This window comes from Rhodopirellula maiorica SM1 (genome assembly GCF_000346295.1).
In the GTDB taxonomy this organism is placed as follows: Bacteria; Planctomycetota; Planctomycetia; order Pirellulales; family Pirellulaceae; genus Novipirellula; species Novipirellula maiorica.
This window is the reverse complement of record NZ_ANOG01000435.1, coordinates 1-670: the sequence shown is the minus strand read 5'-3', so window position 1 is coordinate 670 and position 670 is coordinate 1. Positions and strand designations below refer to the sequence as shown.

At 56.3% G+C, this 670-nt stretch carries 1 protein-coding gene; it reads left to right on the top strand.

Features of this window, described 5'->3' with window-relative positions; all coding sequences use genetic code 11:
- Positions 1-670, top strand: a 670-nt coding sequence (locus tag RMSM_RS13920; protein ID WP_040766535.1) for a DUF1553 domain-containing protein, incomplete at both ends; no start/stop codon positions are given.

The following is a 670-nucleotide window of genomic DNA, read 5'->3' as shown; positions in this document are numbered from 1 at the left end:
ACTGAAAACCTGGGAAACCGCAACTCAATCGATTCGCGACCAAATCGATGAAATCGAACAACCCTATCGCGACAAAGTCAAGAATCTAGCCATCGACCGTTTCCCCGAGGACATTCAGGCGATTGCCCGTAAACCGCCAACGGAACGAACGCCCGCAGACGAGCCGATCGTCTATTTGGTACAGCGTCAAATTCAAGCCGAGTACGACCGTTTGAACAACGCCATCAAAGCGGCCGACAAAGACCGTTTGGTGGAACTTCGCCGGCAACTTAAAACCCACGACAAGTTGAAACCCAAGCCGTTGCCGACCGCCATGGGGGCAACCGACCAAGGGGCGATCGCTCCGCCAACGGTGCTTCCCAAACGACCCGACGAAGCAATCGAACCAGGCTTTCCTACGATTTTGCAAGAATCCGCTGCTGAGATCTCCCGTGACGCCGTTGCGACCACTGCCCCCACCACCGGACGACGAACGACGCTGGCAATGTGGTTGACCGACCCGGCAAACCCTTTGTCCACGCGTGTAATCACGAACCGAATCTGGCAAAGTCACTTTGGCCGCGGGTTGGCAGAAAACACCAGCGACTTTGGCAAGCTTGGCAAACCGCCCACGCATCCGCGATTGCTCGATTGGATGACCGCCACGTTCGTCGAAAACGGTTGGAGTCTG